Consider the following 19,713-nt stretch of genomic DNA (forward strand, 5'->3'; position numbering starts at 1 on the left):
GGCTCCTCTTATGCTGCTATATCAAACTGTAAGGGCGAAAAATTTTTCGCCCCTACCATAGGCCACTGCCACGATGCACCGTTACCCCTCGTTCCCACGCAGAGCGTGGGAACGAGAGACAAAGACCGGGATTTGGCTATATTACAGGTGCAGCTTCACACCACCGTATACCGTCATGCCAGGCATGCAATACCCCGACTCGGTGTAATCCTCATCGAACAGATTCTCAACTCGGGCAAAAACATCCATGAACTTCAAAAGCTTGTAACTGGCGGCAAGATCAACCGTGGTCACGGCGTCCTCTTCCCAACGGACCGTGGTGTAACTTGGATCATTAAGCTTTACGACCTTCTCATCCTGCCAGCTCACATCACAGGTGAGGGTCAGCGGCTCCACGGGGGTAAACGTGACCAACAGATCAAACGTGTTGCGGGGCAGGTACTCCTTGCGGGTCCACTGCGTAGCTGTTTTATCTGCCTTGTATTTGGAATCGACGTAGGTATAGGCCAGATCGACTTTCAGCATCTGCCAGGGAGTCAGGCGAAGGTAGGCTTCCACCCCGGAGGCTTCCGCTTCGGATGCATTTTCGTATCGATTGAGCGTACCGTCGTAAATAATGCGGTCATCATATTCGGTAATGAAATAAGTGGCACCGATGGAAACCCGGCCATTGAACACGGGCTGGTCAACGCCGAATTCATAACCAAAGCTCTCCTCAGACGTCAAATCCGGATTGCCGATGGTAATCAGGGTGCCGTTTGACAGATATCCACCGTAAATCTCGTAGAGGCTTGGGGTACGGTAACCCGACCCTACGTGGGCATGAAATTTGGTGTCCGTTGCCTGGAGGATATAAGCACCCGAAGCCTCCCATACCGCCTGATCGTCGAATTCCTCGTGGTTGTTGTAGCGACCGCCCAGGGTAAAGAAGAGACTGCGTTGTAAAAAATTGGTCTGAGCCTGGGCAAAGGCGTCCCAACTGCCCCATGACTCGTCATAGTCGACCGCTGAATAATCGCCGGCATACTTGTTTCGCGGCTCCCGGCCGTCATAGACCGCCTCTTCATAATCCGCACCGACGGTTAAAGTCAACCATTCGGCAGCGTCCAGATTGTGCTGCATCTCAAGATAGGTGGTGTTGCCGTCATAGTTGGACTGGTCACCATCGGTTTGAGACCAAAAGTAATGACGTTCGGTGGCACCATAGGACCCTTTGAGTGTATAATTATACGCATTGGTCACGGCATGGCTCCAGGCAAGTCCCAACTGGTATAGCAGACTTTCACGATGTTTTTCTGAACTGGCCTGGTTTTTGATCAGGTTCCCGTCGGCATCCAGGGATGGTGAATTTGCGGACAGGACCAGATCATTGTCGGAGAACAAGGTACTGAACTCCAGCGCCGTCTGATCGGTAGGTTTAAAGCCAGCGCCAAGGGTAAACCCCTTGCTATCATATTCATAGCTGTCCTCTCCACCATAATCCTCACCGTCGGTGGTCACATAGATCGGATTGAAATCGACATAATATTTTTCCTGGCCATAGGCCAAAAGGGCATTGCCAATATAGGTGCTGTCCGGACCGATTTCGCTGCGCCACTCCACCACGGGCTCGGCGTGCCACTTACGGGGCATGATGTTGATCACCCCGCCCATGGCCTGGGAGCCATAGAGGGTGCTGTTGGTGCCCTTGAGAATTTCGACACGTTCCAGGTTGCTGCTGCCGTACATATCCTCGATAAAGTACTGCATGGTGCTCTGGGTGTCGGCCGCATCGCGCAGCGGCAGGCCATTGTATTGATACTGGACATCCTGCGCACCACTGCCGCGGATGCTGATTGTGGAAAATTGACCGATGCCACCGTTGCGTTTCAGATAAACGCCCGGCTGATTGTCAATCAGTTCAGGCAGAAAATATTGCTGCTGCTCCTCCCGATCCGACGCATAAATCACATCGACGCTCTTGGTTGTCTCGGCCATGGGTGTTTCGGTACGTGTGTCAGTAACCACCATTTCCTCAATGGTCTGGGTATCTGTTGTATCAGCTTTATCATCGGCAAAGGCCGACAATGGGATAATAAGAAAAAAAATAATTACTACAAGAATTATCATCCATCCAAAACAGTATTCTTTTTTCATCTTTTCTCCATTCCCTTTTGCTACAACGTGGCCCCAATGATTGGGGCCACGGGTTGATCATCGTTCGATTGGCTAGAACTCAAAGCTATAGGAAGCGTAGAAGCAACGACCCGGTTTGGGATACCCTTTCTTCTCGTAGTAGTCCTTATCAAAAATGTTGTCGATTTTGAAAAGCAGGTGATGATGATCAAACATCGTTACGCCAAGAGCCAAATCCACAACGGTAAAAGACGGGTATTCGATTTCCGGATAGCCCATGGCGTTCCAGTCGGTATCCTTCATCTTACCCTGGTTGCGGACATGCACTTTGCCGTCGAACAGGCCGTCATTGTACTGGATACCGTAGTTGATGGTGTACTCGGCCACATTGTGAATATCTTTCATGGTGCCGTCTGACTGCTCTTCCTCGGCCTTGAAGATATGGGTCGAGTTGGCGAACAGTTCAAGGGAACGATCCCAACCCAAGGGTGCGCCAAGATCAAAGGAGAGCATGGTTTCCAGACCCTCGATTTCAGCACCCAGGCCGTTCTCATACGTTTTATAGGTTTCGCTTACCTGGACATCTACAATCTTATCGTCTATATCCGTGTGGAAATAGGTCACATCCAAGGACAGGCCCCATACCGGCCGGTCGAATCCCACACCGGCATCCCAAGTGAAAGAAGTTTCCGGATCCAGGTCGGCATTACCCTCTGTGATCATGATACCGTCCTCTACCTCCCGCTCTGAATATATGGCCAGCTGAGAGGCGCTGGGCGGAACAAAGGCCTGGCCGGCAGTGGTGTGCAAGCGAGCGCCCATATCAAAAAGATAATTTAAACCCGCGCGGGGGCTGAAAGTAGAGAATTCTTCTGAATTGGCAGTGAAGTCGCTTTTGTAGGGCGTATCAACGGTTTCCACATTAAACGTATCGTAACGTCCGCCGGCCGTGGCGGTCAACCGCTCGTCCACGAACTTCCAGACAGTCTCCAGATACCCGGCCCAGTTTTCACGGCTCTCATCAGGAGAGGACGGCGCCTTGCGCGTGCCATCGTCATTGTAGCTACGGCTTTCCTTGTCGATAATCTGATAATCGACACCTAAAAGGAACCGGTGCGCGGACCAGGAAATCTCATCCTTGATTTGGAGTCCCCGCCAGCTGGTCTCCGAGTCATAGCTGCGATAGGCCGGCACAATTTCTGAACCGCTGTAGCGCCTGTAAGTTTCAGACTCCTCGCCGGTGTAATAACCGGTAAAGGAAAGGTGGTTGTTTGCTCCCAGGCCGCCACCAAGGGTAAAATCCATGCCATAATTATCGATGTCCTTGTTTCCGGGCCGGGTATCGCCATCAGCAAGATCACCCGGCGTTTCGATATCGCGGCCCTGGTAAAGGTCACCGCTCACATCGATACGCCAGGTTTCACCCAGATCGGCGCCCAGACGGAGCCCTCCATTCTTGGTCTCAAAGCTGGTATTGGCTCGTTTTTCACCATTGCCCATGGTAAGGTTGTCCTGCTGATCGTATCGCCGTCCGTAAATATCGAAGTCAAAACGCGAGCCAAGCCCCCCACCCAGGGATGCCTTCTGAAAATTGGTTTCAAAGGACCCAAAGCCGATTTCGGCATTACCGGTCAGCTCCTCGGTGTTTTTCTTGGTAATGATATTGACCACACCGCCCATGGCCTCCCCGCCGTAAAGTGATGAGGCCGGCCCTTTGAGGACTTCGATGCGCTCGACATTATCGACCAGAACGGTAGCCAGGTTGGATGCGCCCACCGGGCGACCATTTTTCAGGGTCAGCGAACGCTTGGTGATGCCGGAAAATTCCGGTCGGAACCCCCGGATGCCGATACCGGCCAGGGCGCCAGGGTATTCGATAACACCAATGGAAGCATTCTTTTTCAATTGTTCGGTGACCGTTTCGCCCACAGTCATTTCGAGATCCAAATTATCAATCACCTCGATTTTAGTAGGGATTTTTTTCACATTTGTTTCACTACGAGTGGCTGTGACCACCATTTCGTCCATTTCAACGGATTTTTCCGCCTCCTCGGTAATCTCCTCAGCAAGCGCCGGCATCCCCGTCGTCAACACCATCGCCACAATTATGATCAGCAGTTTCAGAACAGTTCTTTCATTTTTTCGCATCATTGTCCTCTGTCTCAGTCTTTCCGTTGTAGTTGCAGGGCATCGAACGAACGGCATCCGCCCCAATGGTCGGTCAGGGCAAATGCCATCCTTAAGTTTAACAAAAACCATTCATGGGGCTTAAAACGTATACGTCAGACCAACCCGATAGTTTCTTTCAGCCATCAGGTACCCCCGAACCCACTCGACCTGATCGTCAAACAGGTTCAACACACTGCCGCGCACCTCCCAATGGTCCAGAAAACGGTAGCGCAGGGTCAGATCCCAAAAATCGAAACTGCCCTTTTCTTCATCTTCATAGGTGTCGTAGTTGGTGATCATCTGAGGTCCCACGAGTACATGACTCAACTGGGTGCTGAAACCGGCATAGCTGACACTCACACCGCTTTTCACCTCGTAGTCGGAAATGTATTGCAGGTCTTCGCCAGTATCTTTGTCATCCTTGGTGGTATTGAAGGCGGCGTTGGAGTAAACAGAAACACCGACCGTCCAATCGAACATCCGGTCAATCCACCACTGGAAGTTGACGTCGAAACCGGCCATTACGGAATCGCCGTGGTTTTCGTAGGTGCTGACCGCATCACCGTCCACCTCATCGGTAACCTGCACGATCTTGTCTTCGTAATCGGTATGGAAGTATCCGACTTGCAGGGTGAAAAACTCGTGAAAGAGATCAACGCCCACGTCATAGGTCAGACTGGTCTCGGGATCCAGATCCGGATTCCCCAGATAATGCGTGCCGTTGCTGTGGACATAGTCGGCAGAGAGTTGATCGGCGGATGGCGATTTGAAACCTTCGCCGACGTTGGCCCGCAAGCGCAGGAATTCATCGATAACCTTTACGCCGATGCCTACCTTGGGAGAAACGTGATCGTAAACCTCATTTTTTTCGTTGAAATCAGGCAAATCACCGGTTTTGGGTCTCACCGTGGTGACATCGAAGCGATCGTACCGGACCGCGGCAATGACATTGATGCGATTATCCCACAAATCCAGGGAGTCCTGTGCGAACAGGGCCTGGGTATCATACTCCATGCCCGGCGTGTAGGGCGTGGACGGCTGCCCATCGGACACGCCCTCGGACTCCTTTTCCAGCCATTCCAGATTGAATCCGACGAGCAGCCGGTTCCAGGAATTCATGTGCCATTCGAACTGATGGTCGGTTCCTAATGTTTCGTCGATGTATTTGGTCTGATCGGATTCCGCAACCGGGTCTCCCCAGTACCAATGATTTTTATCCCGCAGGTAATAGGCCAGGCCCCGCCAGTGGACCGCATTACCGAAATAATCCCCATTGTATTCCAGATCGGCATAGGCGTGGTCTTTCTCGTTGTGTTGACTGGCGTCCTCCCGATAGCGGGTATACGCATCGCCGTCCCAATCGGGTGATTCGCTGGTCAGATCGGCATAGTTACCTCCCAGCCGAAGCTCGTGGTTTTCGTTGACGGTAAACACGAGGTTGCCGCCGACATTTTTCCGCGTGACGCCGGTGTTGTATACGGTCCCGAATTCAGGATCATCATAGTCATCGGTGTCTTCATAGGAACCCGTCAGATGGAAACGCAACCTGTCATTGACCTCGCCACCGGTAGACAACTGGCCCTTGTAGTAATCGAAGCTTCCCGCATCACCGCCAACCGAAACGAAAAGATCCCCGTCTCCTTTTTTGGTGATCAGGTTGATCACGCCCCCCATGGCCGCCGAGCCGTACAGGGCCGATGCCGGCCCCTTGGTTACTTCGATCCGTTCGATGCGGTCCATATTGATCTTGGCCGCATTGCCGGTGCCCACCCGATGACCGTCAACGAGCAGCAACACGTACCCTTTGACGTCATCTCCGTGGCTTTCGGTCCGGAACCCCCGCAGGCCCACGGGACTCAGCAGGCCGTTGTACTTGTGGAAGTGGCCGGTAATATACTTGCCGATCAGGTCGCCGATGTCGAGTGCACCGGACATTTCGATCTTTTCCCTGTCGATCACCTGAGTGGTGACCGGCACATCGATAGCGCGTTCCTCACTGCGGGTGGCGGTGACCACCATTTCATCCACGGACTGGGTGCCTTGCGTTTGCTGGCCAAAGGCAGCCGCACTCATCATCAACATGATCACCATTGCCGTAATCATCCTCTTCAACACTGTCCTGTTTTCATCTCTCATCTTTTCTGCATCTCCTCTCTGATTGATAGAGGGGGCAGCATTGTCCGTATAGCGAACACCTGAAATAAAAAAGCCCCTAACGGGGCTTGATAACTTCTCGATAACGGACAAGGGGCTCCCCCTGCCGGTATATAAAAAGTCGACCGAATCCACGTCAGTACGATTCACTTTTTTGACTGCAACCGGCAGGTCTTCTGGCTTCGCCGTTCGATGGACGGCCTTCCCATCCTTTTTCAACAGGACAGTGGCATTAACGCCCATGAATTTCTCAGAGCCTGTTTGATAAATCCGTCGAAGGCCCGCTAAACGGCGTTGGAAAGTGACTCAAAATGCTCACATATTACATATATGCTCCGCTTTTAAGCCACTTTCCGCCTTGTTATCGGGCCTGATCCAGACTTCTCAAACAGGCTCTCAATTTTGATCTTCCCCAGAATAGGAATATACAAGAGACAGCGTTACAGCGTCGGGTACGCTCCCGTTTTTCACGGGATTCCCTATTATCGCCCGGCATTAATATGTTCCAGGCGACCGGTTACAGGTTATATTGATATACGTTTTTTTCCTCCTTTTCAGTGGTTCTGAGTCCGGACTTCTAATGACGGGGAGATAGGGTGAGGGAGAGACACGGGGAAAAAGCTATCTCTCCCAATCTCCCCGTCTCCGATTCACCCAATCACCTTGTCACCCAATCTCCCACTCACCGATCACCGATCACTGATAACCGATCACCGTTTCTCATCATCACTCCACTTATCCGCAAACCCCACAGCAAAAGCCCGGCAAGCCAAATCGACAAACCCGCCGTTGTTACCTTGCGAACGGGTAGGCGCCAACTTCTCCCGGTATTCGGCAAGGCGCCGGTAATCACCACCTATCGCACAGGCCACCTGGGCGGCATAAGCACCCATCACCTCGCTCCAGCAGGTGGAGGGCAGCACGCCCCAGGCAAATTTATCCTTGAGATGCGCCATGGCAGCCACGGCAGCCACAGTCACCGGATCACGCTCGATTTCGGTAAAATTGTCACGCAGCAGTCGGGCCTGTGTTTCATTCAGATGCCGACAGATGGCGTCCTGCAATCCGGCCCGATTCAGACCAAACCGCTGGAGGTGAATCTTGGCCGAGCATTGACCCGCCGGTGTCAGATTGTTCTGATTAGCCAGGGTCTGTTTAACCGCTGCCTTTACCGCCCGCCCGATCAGTTCTCCGAGCTTGGCATGCTTGCCGGCGCTGGTCAGGGGCGGGTCATCGGTCTGCATGGCGGCCACGACAATCTGGTCGGTACCCGTGCCGGTGGCCAGGCCGTCAGAATAACGCGAGTTCACAGCCAGTTCCTGGAGGGCCGCACTCTTGGCTTCTGTCGCGGTCATGACGGTTCGGGTCATGGCGCCGGGAATCAGCGGCTTATTGATCAGGATCATGCTGTTGATGGTGCCCGGTCCCGGCTTGCTTTCCGCCGGCGGCAGTGTTTCGAACCCGTCGGCAGTCTCGAAAATCGAAGCCGGGTCACCGGCCCGTCCGGCATTGCCTTCGACGCCGCCGGTAATCACGGCCACCACCTGCAGATCGCGGAACTGTTCACACACAAAGGCGGCATTGTTCATATTGGCCGCCGTGCCCATGGTGGCACAGGACTCGGCTGGAAGGCCGTATGGCTCGCAGGTCCGCTCACGGTAGAGGGTAGGATCACGCCACAGTTTGGCTGCTATGCTGTGACTGTGACCGGCCGGCTCGCAGCTCTGATGGTTGTAGATATGCTCCAGCCCGTCCTGCAGGCCACCGGCCGCCCGACAGGTGGAAAGCACCTGGTGGGGCCGGATGAATCTGGCATAGATGATCTTCTCTTCGCGGTGGATCTCTACGCCTTCGTAGTAGGTTTCGATCAGCATCCTTCTTTCAATGCTCCTTATAGTTATTAAACCTTTTCTCCGCGTCTCCCCGTCTCCCCTTCCCCCGCTCTCCCCTTCATTTTCATCAGTCTCTGGCTTTATTAACCGTCCCCAAAGCCAAAACAAAAAACACCAGCCCGGCCACACTGAGCATGGCATAGGCCTGCCAGGTGGGAGACTGGCCAAAGGCCGTGCTGCGAATGGCATTGGACGCATGGGTGAGCGGCAGAACCGACAAGGTCTTCTGAGCCCAGACGGGCAAGCGGTCCAAGGGAAAAAACGTGCCGCCCAAAAAGGCCATGGGTGTGATGACGAAACTGGTCAACAGGCTCTGATCGGCGTGGGATTTGACCAGCATTGCCAGGGCCACGGCCAGGGAGGCAAACACGAAGCTGTTGAGCAGTACCGCCAGCCAGAGCAACGGCCCGTAGTTCAGATGCACGCCGAACAGCAGGCTCAGGATCAAAATCACGCCGATAGCCATAAGCGCGCGGGTCATACCAGCCAGCACCTCTCCGGCGACATAGGCGATATTGCGGATGGGTGCGGCCTGAAATTCCTCAAAAATATACCAGTAAAAACGCGCCACATTGATATCCGTGGCGATGCCGAAGCTTTGGGTCATGCTGCTCATGGCAATCAGGCCGGGGATGAGAAATTCCAAATAGGAACGGCCATCGACCCGCACCGCGCCTCCCATGGCATAGCCAAAGGCGATTAAATAGAGCAGCGGCGAAACCGCCATACCGGCAATCTGACGTTTGAACCGGCGTTTGAGAATCAATACTTCGCGGAGGTATACGGCGATGAATCCTTGCATGGTTGTGCCTTGCGTTATAGGTAACTATTGCTTTCTCTCATTGTTGGGTTTCGCTCTGCTCTACCCAACCTACGTAATTAGAGTGTTAAGTTTGAAGTTTGAAGTGTTAAGGAGCGGATCGGATCTAATTTTTAAAAATCGATAGAATACCTTTACTTAACACTTAAAACTTTACACTTAACACTGATTAATAGCTTTTAGTGCGCACCATGACCGGCATGGGCCTTACTCGCATGCCCACCATGCCCGCCACCATGTGATCCATGCCCATGACTACCATGCGCCTGCCCGCCATGGACCGGCTTTGTCTCACCTGGAGCGGCATCCACCTTCTTGCCGGTCAGGGATAAAAACGCATCTTCCAGGTTGACCCGGCGCAGGGTAAACCCATTGTTGCTGGCCGCACCCGACGCCTGGGCTGCCTCCCGGCTGGGAAAGTAGGTGGATTTCATTCCATCCTCGGTGACCCAATCGATGGCCCAATGGCCGACACCGGCCATCAGCGTGGTGGGTGTGTCCACGGCCACGATTTGCCCACTGTCCAGAAACGCCACCCGATCGGCCAGAAACTCGGCCTCCTCGATGTAGTGGGTGGTGAGAAATATGGTCGTGCCTTTTTGTTGAATCTTCTTGATCAACGACCAGATACGCCGCCGGATACTGGCATCCAGCCCTACCGTAGGCTCGTCCAAAAATAAAATACGCGGATCATGCAAAAGGGCGCGGGCAATCATGACCCGGCGTTTCAAGCCACCGGACAGCTGTTTGACAAGACTGCCCGCACGATCACTAAGCTCGATATAGGTCAACAGTTCTTCGATGCGCTGTTTACGGGCTGACGCCGACATGCCGAACAGGCGGCCGTGGATATCCAGATTCTCGCCCACGGTCAGCTCGCTATCCAGATTGATATGCTGGGGGACCAGGCCGCACTGCCGTTTGGCCGCCATGGATGCGGTTTTGATGTCATGCCCGTTTAAGGCCGCCGTTCCCGCCGTCAGCCGGGTCAGACCGGTGAGAATACGGATCGTTGTGGTCTTGCCGGCCCCATTGGGACCCAGGTAGGCGAACAGTTCGCCTTCGGGAACGCGCAGGTTGATGCCGGATAGGGCCTGGTGGCTTCCGTATGTTTTTTTTAGGTTTTGTATGTGAATCATAATATTTCCTATTAATGAACAAGAGGGGGAGAAACGGGGATGGGGAGATGGGGAGATTTTCATCCACCCACTCACCCCATCCCCACTCACCCTATCACCCTATCACTGTCCACCGGCCACCGCTCTTCGCGATTTCAATTTCTCAACATTATCGGCGATCTCCATAAGCGGCTGGCGGCGCACCCGATGCGGCAGGGCCAGTTCGGCGGCGATCTGGATATCCTTTGATTCCACCTCGGTGCGGCCCTCGTAGGCGGCCAGGGTCTTGGCGGTCTTCAGGATGATGATGTCTCCCCGGTGTCCGTCCACACCGACATCCAGACAGTATTGAGCGATTTCATAAAGTCGTTCCCTGGCGACGGCTACCTGGGAGTATAGATTTTTGGCGGCCAGGATACGTTCGGTCAATGCCTCGGATTCGGATGTCCACTGGCTGATGAAATCCTCCGGGTGATCATCAAACGCGGCACGTCGCTCCATAACCGCCACGCGGTCGTCGGCGCCGGTGATGCCTTCGATATTGACACACAGCCCGAATCGGTCGAGCAATTGCGGCCGCAGTTCGCCCTCCTCGGGGTTCATGGTGCCCACCAGGGTAAAGCGGGCCGGATGAGAAAAAGAGACCCCTTCCCGCTCGATACTGTTAACGCCCATGGCCGCCGAATCCAATAGCACATCGACCACATGATCGTCGAGCAGGTTGACTTCATCCACATAAAGGATGCCGCGGTGCGCCGCGGCCAACAGTCCCGGCTCGACCCGTTTTTCTCCTTTTTTCAGCGCATGCTCCAGGTCCATGGTGCCCACCACGCGATCCTCGGTGGCGCCCACGGGCAGTTCAACCACTCGCACCTTGCGCGTCTTTGTGGGGGGGACACCATCGCCGGAAAGGTTCAACAATTGGGCGATTTCCAGATAGACCGCCTCTTCTTCTTCGGGCGCCAGCTGAAAGGGATCATCGGCATACACCGCAATTTCCGGCAGGATATCGGCCAGGGCCCTTACCGCCGTTGACTTGGCGGTGCCTTTTTCACCCCGGATCAGCACGCCGGAGAGCCCGGGATTGATCACGTTGAGAATCAGAGCCAGTTTCATCTTCTCCTGACCAACGATGGCGGTGAAGGGGTAGATCGATGCTTTTTTCACAGTTGTTGTCCTTTCACAATATTGACCAGGCTTTGGGCCTTGAGGTCGTCGATTTTGAAATAGCGGGCCTGAAGAGCGGCTGCCAGGCGCTGAGCCAAGCCAAAGGTAACCAGGCCGGCCTCCTCGGTATCCACCACGATATGCTGAATCCGCTCATCCCGGCCCATGGCCGTGGCCAGACGCATGGCTTCATCCACCGGCTTGCCCTCGCCCAAGGCGACATTGCTTTTCCCGTCGGTGATCAGAATCACAATAGGACGGGCGGATGGGTCCTTGAGCAGCATGTTGCGCACCTGCTCAAAGGTTTTGGCCAGGCCAGCCGACAGCGGGGTACGTCCGCCAACCGGCAATTCTCCAAGCAGTTTGCCGGCCAGGTCCACTGAGGTCGTGGGCGGCAGATTGACAATGGCTTCGTTTCGCCGAAACGAGATCATGGAAACACGGTCCCGTTTCTGGTAGGCGTCAAGCAAAAGCGACATGACGGCCCCCTTGGAAGCGGCCATGCGCCCCCGGGCCCCCATGGAACCGCTGGCATCCACGGCAAAAAAGAGATAATTGCCGATACGCTTCTCGCGGATCTTTTCGCGGATGTCTGTATCGGTCAGCTTGACGCAAAGGCCGTTGCCGTTCCCGTTGCTGCGCGATTTCTGATAGGGCGCGGCGGCCCGCAAGGTGGCGTCCAGGGCAATATCGCCATGCTGGCGGTTCATGCAGCTTTTAACGTATCGCCCCTGTTTCTGGGAAACGCGGGTGCGCGACCGGCGCCCGGAACCCCGCCGGAACAGGCGGTCTTTGGGAACCGAGAGCGGCTTGACCTTGAAGGTCGCACCGATCTCAAAGATGCGATCCTCGGCAGACTGGGGTTGCGGCGTCGCCTGGTCAGGCTCAGACTGGTTTTCGCCCGGTGACTGATCCGGCTGGGACGATTGAGGCTGCTCCTTTTCCTGGCCTTCCTGCTGTTCAGGCGGCTGCTCCTCCTCCGGCGGTGGATCTTCCTGGGGTGGTTCGTTGTCCTCATTGTCTTGAGAATCCTCTGGCGGTGGTGGTGGCGGCGGAGGGGGCGGCTGCGCTTCCCGGCGCCGGTGCACCAACACCATGGGCGCCACCTGCCGAATGTGATCGACGGTCACCTCGTTTGCCGACGCCAGAGCGGCCACAGCCAGGGCGGCCTGTTCCATCACCAGATCGGCCCGATGGCCGGCCACATTGTTTTCGGTACACAATTCACCGATGAAGCTGCGCAGATGACGGGGCATACGCACCCCCGGCAGGTTTTCCCGGCCGGTCTCGATCCGGCGGGCAATGGCCTGGTTCTTCTCGGCAATGGCTCTCATAAAAGCGGCCGGGTCATTGTCAAATTCCTCTCGACGCTGCATGAGGGTCACCCGGTCGTCAGGGGATTCAGCGCCGGCGGTTTCCACACACAGGCCAAACCGATCGAGCAGCTGGGGGCGCAGTTCACCCTCCTCGGGATTCATGGTGCCCACGAGAATAAACCGCGATGGATGGCAAAATGAAATCCCCTCGCGTTCGATAATGTTCTCGCCCGATGCTGCCGCGTCCAGGACGATATCCACGATGTGATCGTCAAGCAGGTTGACCTCGTCCACATAAAGGATTCCCCGATGGGCATCGGCCAGAAGCCCCGGCTGCAATGCACGCTGCCCCTTTTGGATGGCCAATGAGAAATCGATCCCGCCGACCACGCGGTCCTCGGTGGCGTTCAAGGGCAGATTAACGACCCGCACCCGCCTTCTGGCCGCTCTCAACCGGCTGCCCAACTGGCGGCACCCCTCGCAGTAGGACTCAGGTTGATCGGGCAGGCAGGCATGCGGACAGCCCTCGACCACATCGATCTCGGGCAACAGGGCTGCCAGGGCTCGAACCGCCGTGGATTTGGCCGTGCCCTTTTCCCCCCGGATCAACACTCCGCCGATGGCCGGATTGACGGCATTGAGCAAAAGGCTTTGCTTTAGATCGTCCTGGCCTATTATTGCGGCGAAGGGGAAGACGGGGTGAGAGGGAGATGGGGGGACACGGAGACGGGGGGACGCGGAGGCAGGTTGGTGCGTAGACCCGCCAGTTGCTTTTTTTACATTTGAAAGCATTAGTTGATGCTCCATTTTTCTGGTTGGTTGAGCATGTTGACTATTTTTCCCTGGATATTCTCATAATCCGTATCCAGCGCTTTTGCCTGATCTTTTTGCAGATACTTGCATTTGTAAGCAAACTCGATCCACACTTGGGTTTCGGCGGCTTCAGCCTCTGCGTCACTCAATTTGCTGACAAAGGCCTTGGGGTATCGTCTCTTACGCCACGCTTCGGCAATATTCGCACATACCGATCGTGAAGCCCGCCGGATCTGATCGGTCAATGAATAGCGTTCCTCAACAGGGAATGTTTTGCTCATAACAAATATGTCCATCGCCGTTTGCATGGCCAATTGATAAACATCCAAATCCCGAAAATGTCGAATACACCCCACTCCTCATCCTCCTGTCACCCACTCACCCACTTACCCACTCACCCCATCTCCCCATCTCCGCATCTCCCCATCTCCGCATCTCCGCATCTCCCCATCACCAATTCTCCGTCAGATTTTCCAATTAATCCCCGCCACCCAGGTAAACGGCGGTGCCAACAAACCGTCGGCATAGTAATAGGTTTTGTCGAAGAGATTATCGATATCGGTAAACAGGGAAAAACGATCGAAGGCGTATTCAGCCCTGAGGCCGACAACCGTATACGCCGGCACGGTCTTGGTGTTGGCACTATTGCGGTAGACCTTGGACGCATAATTACCGGTCAGCACGATGGAGATGGGTTTGGCCGGCTGCCAGTATGCATCCAGCTTGACTTTATGTTTCGCTTTGCAGGCCAGCCACAAGTCGGTTTCCTCATCCACGGCCTCCATGTAGGTATAGCTTCCTTTGACTTTGATGGTTTCATGGGGTTTCCAGGTGAGTGCCATATCCCCCCCCGTATAGGTCACCAGCCCGAAGTTCTGGTATTGGCCAATACCGTCGTCACCGGTCACATAGGTGATGCGGTCGGACAACCGGTTGTAGAAAAACGAAACGCTGCCGGACAGGATGTCCCATGGAGCGACAAACAGAGAGACGCTGTAGTTGTCGGCCGTTTCCATAATCAGGTCGGGATTGGGGTTGGTGGAGCTGGTCTGGTTGTACCGCTGGCGAAATGACGGCGTGTTATTGGTCCGACTGTAGGCAGCGGTGGTCCGCCAGTGCTTGCGCTTGTATGTCAGCTTGGCTTCCGGATTAACGGCATCGTCAAAAGCTGAATTGATGTTGGCCCTGAGCCCTGCGGTCAGACTGATATGATCGTCGAGTCCGCTTACGGTCTGGGCGGCAAACATGGAATAGGTTTCCTCTTGCTGATCGTCAAAATCACTGCCGCTGGCCAGACCTTGCCGGAATGCGCCGCCAACGCTTAATTCCCCCCAATCTCCGGTAGCCATCGAGGTCACCAGGTCCTCGCCCCACTCGGCGACCCGAAGGGTCTGATCGATCCCCCGGGTAACATCGGTATTATAATTGTTCCCACCGTTATAGTAAGTGGTGCTGGTTACCGGGCTCCAGTTTGCTTGAAGCGATAGACTGGTATTATCCGTGGACTTGCGCGAAAAAGGGGTGGGATGTTCGGGCAGACCACTAAGCCCCCGCTCATCATCGAGGTAATCGCCGATGAATGTAATGCTTCTTTTCGCATCGCGATTGTAGCCCAACCGGACGCCCCCCTGCCAGCGTTCCTGGTCATTATTGACTTTATAACCGTCGGTGCTTTCGAAGCCACCGTTCACACCGAATACCCAGCGACCGACGCTGGTTTGCAAATTGGCATATCCGTAACCGGTGCCGTAGTTGCCCCCATAGGCCTTGACATTCCCGGTCAGACGCTGAACCTTCCTGGTGGTGATCAGAATGACACCGCCAGAGGCGTCCTGACCGTAACGCAGTCCGCCTTTACCACGCAAAATTTCGATACGTTCCACCTCATCGGGTGAGACCAGATCCCACTTGATGCTACCATGACTGGAGGTCGGATCGTTGATGGGCCGGCCGTCCACAAAAACCTTGACCTTGACGGAACCGCGAATACTGACCGACGAAGTACCGGCATTCACGCCAGGTACGTGATTGAGTATATCGGCCATTTTGTGGGCCTGCATGGCACGGATCTCCTCGGCGGTGATAATGATGGTATCGCCGTTTTCAGTTATCGGTGATCGGTGATCGGTGATCGGTGGATGTTCCTCACCAGTGGCGGTGGATTGCTCATCAGCGAAAATCGTAGGCGGCTGCATCAACAGAATAAATAGACAGATCAACAAGGTACGCATTATCAGGAATTCCAATCTCTTTGAGCAGAAATTCAATTATCACCCAGCTACCAACACCCACTTACCGATTACCGTTCACTGATCACCGATCACAGATCACCGATCCCCAACCACCTGATCACTGGACACCGGGACCTCGTCACTCCACTCCTCGATCTCCCCTTCCATCTCCAGATAAGCGTTGCGCAGATCCTCGGTCATCTCTTCACTGGCGTCCCACATGCCGCGATTGATAGCCTCGAGTAGCTTATCGAGGATATTCTGCAGAGCAAAGGGATTGACCTCTTTCATCCATTCCTGCATCTCGGGATCCAGGGCGTAGGCGTTTGCGATTTTCTCGTACATCCAGTCGTCGATCACCTCGGCGGTGGCATCCCATCCCAGCACCACATCCATCATGTGCGAGATGTCGCCGGCGCCTTTGTATCCGTGGCGCTTCATGCCCGCCAACCATTTGGGATTGACCAGCCGGGAGCGCAGCACATGCTTGGCCTCTTCGAAGGTGGTGCGCATTTTCACCCGCTTGGGATCGGAGCTGTCGCCCATCATGGCAAAGGGCAGGCTGCCGCGCACGGTCTTGGCTGCCACGATCATGCCGCCATAGTAGTTGTAATAATCGGTACACGACATCATGTCGTATTCCCGGGAATCCTCGTTCTTTACGGTCACGTCCATGCGCGCCAGGTGCCGCCGGTAGACGTCGGGTTTCTGCTTTCCGTAGCTGCCCCGACCGTAGGCGTGAGAGGAATAACGGATATAGTTGTTGCCCAGGTCTTCCTGGGTTTCCCAGTTCTTGGACTCCACCAGTTCGGTCACCCCGGCGCCGTAAGTACCCGGCGGGCAGCCGAAAACACGGAAGGTGGCCTCGCGATAAGCATCCTCTTCACTCATGCCTGCCTGGCGGTATTCCTCAAGATCTTTGTACACGTTGCGCCGCACAAAATTGGACTCCGGCGACTCTTTGAGCGCCGAGACGATGCGTACGGCCTCGTCGATGCGCTCGACCAAGTTGGGAAACGAATCCCTGAAAAGCCCGGAGATACGCGGGGTCACATCAAGCCGGGGACGCTTGAGCTCGCTTGACGGAATCACTTCCAGGCCGGTCACGTTGCCGCTGCCCTTGGCCCATACCGGACGCACCCCCATTAAATAATAAACCTCGGCAATATCATCGCCCCGGGTGCGCATGGTGCTCGTGCCGTAGATCAGGATACCGATGTTGTCCGGATAGCGACCCGACTCGGCCATGTAACGCTCGATAAGCGCATCGCCCAGGCGCACGCCCACCTCCCAGGCTGCCGGGCTGGGAATCTTGTTGGGATCCACACTGTAAAAGTTACGGCCCGTGGGCAGAATGTCGGCCTGGCCGCGCGTGGGCGCCCCCGAGGGCCCGGGTGGCACGAAGCCACCGGTAAAACCGGTAAAACTGTAGTCAATTTCCTCTACGCAGCGCCGGATGTTGGGCACCAGGGTATCGGCAATATACGTTAGCACTTCCTCGGCTTCCGCCGACGGACGATCGAGCAGTTTCCCCACCAGTCCCGGTACGCGGTCCGGCTGGTAGTCCGTAGCTGCCAGACCGCGGGCCAGGGCCAGAGCCTTTTCATGGGCCTGGTGAACAATTTCAGCCCCGCTCAGGCCGTTAAACCGCGCCGGGCGCTTGCCGCGGTGATCCAGCACATCGTCATAATCGAATCCCATGGCGCGTACCATAGCCTCACGCAGGGACGGCACACTGCCGTTGGCCAGACGGGTGAGCTGGACCACAAACTCCTCCAGTCGTTCATCCTCGGGCGGGGTGCCCATCGTGTGCAGACCGTCGTTGATCATGGTGTCGGAAAGCTCTTCGATGTAGGCATGCAGCCGTTCCAGAAATCCGTCGAAATCACCCAGGGCAGTTTCCCGGTCGATTTCCAGATCCTTGTCCAGGCTGGCCTCCGCAACCGCTTCCCAGATCATGGGCTGCAGGATCTCCACCTTGGCCGGGTCCTCACCCACCGCCACGGTATAATCGTTGACCAGGCCCTGCACCTTGCCCAGATCATCGTACAGGTCGGCGTTGGTGTATGCCGGGGTGAGGTGGTCGATGATGCAGGCAAAGCTGCGCCGCTTGGCCTGGGTACCCTCACCGGGATCGTTGATGATGTAAGGGTAAACGTTGGGCAGTTCCATGATCGCCAGGTCCGGGTAACAGGTCTCGGACAGGCCCAGGGACTTGCCCGGCAACCACTCCAGAGAGCCGTGCTTGCCCACGTGCATGACCACATCGGCCTTGAACACGTCCCTGATCCAACGGTAATGGGCCAGGTAGTGATGGGGCGGAGAGAGATACATGTCGTGGTAGATCGCATCGATGTTCTCAAAGTATCCGCGGGGCGGCTGGATGGTCATAAACACATTGCCGTTGATGATCCCTGCAAAATGCATCTGATCGTCGTGGACGAACAGGTCGCCGGGTATTTCTCCCCAGTCGGCGGTCTGCTTCTCACGGATGCTCTCGGGCAGTGCCTTGTGCCAGGGGGTGTACCACTGCCGGTCGGCATGGGCCTCGGCCCGGGCGGCCAGTTGATCGGGCGTCAGCCAGCGCTGATCGCAGGTCATGCGGCTGAGCATGTCATGGGCCAGTTCGTCACCGTCCGAGTAAGTCTGATCAATACGGTAACCGTCCCGCTGCATACGGTCCAGCAACCCCTTGACGCTGGCGAAACTGTCCAGACCGGCGGCGCAGCCGATGCGGTCGTTACGCGGCGGATAGTGGTGAAAAATGATGGCCACCCGGCGCTCGGCATTGGTCTTGGCCGACAGCCGCCCCCAGTTGAGAGACAGCCGCACCATTTTGTTGACCCGCTCCTCAATGGGCATGTACTTGGCAAGCAAGGCGCCGGTAATCGGATCGACTGTCTCCTGCTCACGGGTGGCCACCGGCACGGTGATCAGGGCCCCGTCGAACTCGGGCTGGGCCGCCGAGTAGGAGATATCCATGGTGTGCATACCCTGAAGGCTCTCCTTCCACAGGGCGTATGGATTGAGCGTCACCATGGCTTGAATTAAGGGCACGTTCAGACGCGGCAAAAGCACCTTGTACTCGGGTGCCGCCAGGGTAAGGGAGAACATCAACGGGTTGATCAGCACCTGGATGCGAGGCCGGTCGCCATCCATGAAAAAATGCTCCACAATGTAATCGGCGCCGCGGTTACCGCGATCGGCGTCCTTGTAGCGTTGATGGAATACCGGAATCACATTGGCGCCCTGAGCCTCGACGCAGCGAATGATGGCGTCGATGAAGGCCAGGTTGTTGTTCAACCAGTAGGTCTGGTAGAACCACAGGCCCACGGTGGGTTTGTCCGGATCGACCTTTTCTCTCAGGTAATCGTCAAGATCCGGAATCCCGGACAGGTCCGGATGATAGATGCCTTCAAAGGGAAGAACCACGGCCGGCTGGCAGGTCTCCTCGGCGGAAAAAAGGTGATTGTACAGATAAATCAGCAATTGATGATAGTTGATATGGCCACCGTGACCCAGGTAGCGCTGGATGTCATCCCAGACCGGGGTGCCAAATACCGGTGAGTGCTCCCGGGCGGCCTCCACCGAATCCTCATCGCCGCCGGTGGGCTGGATGTGCAAAAAAGGCCGATTCTCCTCGGGCAATGCGTCCAGGGCCTCAATCAGCTGGTCGAAGGCTGGAAAAGAGGGCTTGCCGCCATGCAGGGTGACAATAATGGCATCGGCTTTGATCGCCTGGTCCACGAAGGCCTGCTGACGGGATTTATCGAACAATTGGGTTTGCGTGCGGGCATGAACGTTGATATTGCCGCCGGCATCAAGATATTGACGCACCCCCTCGCTTAAGGAGGGCATTTCCATGGCCGTGGCGGAATAGTAGCATAAGGTGTAAGATCGCATCATCTCTCCATCTCT

The 19,713-nt window shown here is 55.6% G+C and carries 11 protein-coding genes and 1 riboswitch; all 11 genes read right to left on the bottom strand.

Features of this window, described 5'->3' with window-relative positions:
- Window positions 1–141: 141 nt before the first annotated feature.
- Window positions 142–2,136: a TonB-dependent receptor plug domain-containing protein gene (locus Dvar_RS38175; RefSeq protein WP_419658709.1), complete on the bottom strand. Its 1,995-nt coding sequence runs from the start codon at window positions 2,134–2,136 to the stop codon at window positions 142–144.
- A gap of 72 nt (window positions 2,137–2,208) precedes the next feature.
- Window positions 2,209–4,266 (bottom strand): TonB-dependent receptor plug domain-containing protein, encoded by a 2,058-nt coding sequence (locus tag Dvar_RS38180; RefSeq protein ID WP_419658710.1) that lies wholly within the window; start codon window positions 4,264–4,266, stop codon window positions 2,209–2,211.
- Between the two features lie 117 nt (window positions 4,267–4,383).
- Window positions 4,384–6,387, bottom strand: coding sequence for a TonB-dependent receptor plug domain-containing protein (locus Dvar_RS38185; protein WP_419658711.1), 2,004 nt, complete (start codon window positions 6,385–6,387; stop codon window positions 4,384–4,386).
- 199 nt (window positions 6,388–6,586) lie between these two features.
- Window positions 6,587–6,971, bottom strand: a riboswitch (cobalamin riboswitch).
- A gap of 177 nt (window positions 6,972–7,148) precedes the next feature.
- The gene (locus tag Dvar_RS38190; RefSeq protein ID WP_419658712.1) at window positions 7,149–8,312 is read right to left on the bottom strand and encodes an adenosylcobinamide amidohydrolase; all 1,164 of its coding nucleotides are present in this window, start codon (window positions 8,310–8,312) and stop codon (window positions 7,149–7,151) included.
- An 85-nt stretch (window positions 8,313–8,397) separates the two neighbouring features.
- Window positions 8,398–9,132 (bottom strand): ABC transporter permease, encoded by a 735-nt coding sequence (locus Dvar_RS38195; RefSeq protein WP_419658713.1) that lies wholly within the window; start codon window positions 9,130–9,132, stop codon window positions 8,398–8,400.
- A gap of 197 nt (window positions 9,133–9,329) precedes the next feature.
- Window positions 9,330–10,289 carry an ABC transporter ATP-binding protein gene (locus Dvar_RS38200; RefSeq protein ID WP_419658714.1) on the bottom strand — a complete coding sequence of 320 codons (960 nt, stop codon included), beginning with the start codon at window positions 10,287–10,289 and terminating at the stop codon, window positions 9,330–9,332.
- Window positions 10,290–10,391: 102 nt separating this feature from the next.
- The gene (locus Dvar_RS38205; protein WP_419658715.1) at window positions 10,392–11,435 is read right to left on the bottom strand and encodes an ATP-binding protein; all 1,044 of its coding nucleotides are present in this window, start codon (window positions 11,433–11,435) and stop codon (window positions 10,392–10,394) included.
- Window positions 11,432–13,558 carry a putative cobaltochelatase gene (locus Dvar_RS38210; protein WP_419658716.1) on the bottom strand — a complete coding sequence of 709 codons (2,127 nt, stop codon included), beginning with the start codon at window positions 13,556–13,558 and terminating at the stop codon, window positions 11,432–11,434. The genes Dvar_RS38205 and Dvar_RS38210 overlap by 4 nt, the downstream gene beginning before the upstream one ends.
- Window positions 13,543–13,920: a four helix bundle protein gene (locus Dvar_RS38215; RefSeq protein ID WP_419658717.1), complete on the bottom strand. Its 378-nt coding sequence runs from the start codon at window positions 13,918–13,920 to the stop codon at window positions 13,543–13,545. The genes Dvar_RS38210 and Dvar_RS38215 overlap by 16 nt, the downstream gene beginning before the upstream one ends.
- Before the next feature lie 108 nt (window positions 13,921–14,028).
- A complete protein-coding gene (locus Dvar_RS38220; RefSeq protein ID WP_419658718.1) occupies window positions 14,029–15,795 on the bottom strand; it encodes a TonB-dependent receptor plug domain-containing protein in 1,767 nt (588 codons plus the stop codon).
- A gap of 96 nt (window positions 15,796–15,891) precedes the next feature.
- Window positions 15,892–19,701 carry a cobaltochelatase subunit CobN gene (gene cobN, locus Dvar_RS38225; RefSeq protein ID WP_419658719.1) on the bottom strand — a complete coding sequence of 1,270 codons (3,810 nt, stop codon included), beginning with the start codon at window positions 19,699–19,701 and terminating at the stop codon, window positions 15,892–15,894.
- Between the last annotated feature and the right edge of the window lie 12 nt (window positions 19,702–19,713).

The organism is Desulfosarcina variabilis str. Montpellier (assembly GCF_048565275.1).
In the GTDB taxonomy this organism is placed as follows: Bacteria; Desulfobacterota; Desulfobacteria; order Desulfobacterales; family Desulfosarcinaceae; genus Desulfosarcina; species Desulfosarcina variabilis.